Origin of the sequence: Pseudomonas sp. IPO3778, from assembly GCF_013386825.1 — a bacterium.
Taxonomy (GTDB): domain Bacteria; phylum Pseudomonadota; class Gammaproteobacteria; order Pseudomonadales; family Pseudomonadaceae; genus Aquipseudomonas.
This window is the reverse complement of record NZ_JACARC010000146.1, coordinates 1-515: the sequence shown is the minus strand read 5'-3', so window position 1 is coordinate 515 and position 515 is coordinate 1. Positions and strand designations below refer to the sequence as shown.

Here is a 515-nt window from a genome sequence, read left to right as displayed (position 1 = left end):
TGCATTCCAAAAATTCTTACCGCAGAAAGCACGCGAACCACTGCGGGTCACGCTGCCCAATGCGTCTTCCTGCAGATCCAATGCCTCACCACACTGCACGCGAAACGACTTTTTCTCGCCGATTAAGCCCATCGGCAACGACTTTCGCTTTACACCAAAACGGTCATACAAATCGAGCAGCACCGTCTTGCCATCGGAGTCGTAGATCTTGCCGTTGAGCGCGCCGAGGCGCTGGAATTCGTGAGTAACGTCCAACTGCCGACGCGCCTTGGCCAGTCGTTTGTTGACCACGTCCTGCACCGACTGGAGTTCGGAGCGTGTACCGAAGGCACGAATGCCTTGGATCTCGTCGGCCTTGATGGTGAAGCGTTGTGGCAGATGCACGGTGTTAAACGGGATCAGGTTGCGCTTGCTGCCCGAAACAACTAGGCCGGATGTGCCACGCTCACCGGCCGGCACCAAGGCCAGAGTGTCGCCGTCCTTCTCGATCTGCACGGTCAGGGTAGTAATGCCCT

Annotated in this window: 1 protein-coding gene; it reads right to left on the bottom strand. The window is 57.3% G+C overall.

Translation table 11 applies throughout. The annotated features are described in order from the left end of the window. Positions 1-515, bottom strand: a 515-nt coding sequence (locus HX855_RS32955) for a major capsid protein (protein ID WP_178948082.1), incomplete at both ends; no start/stop codon positions are given.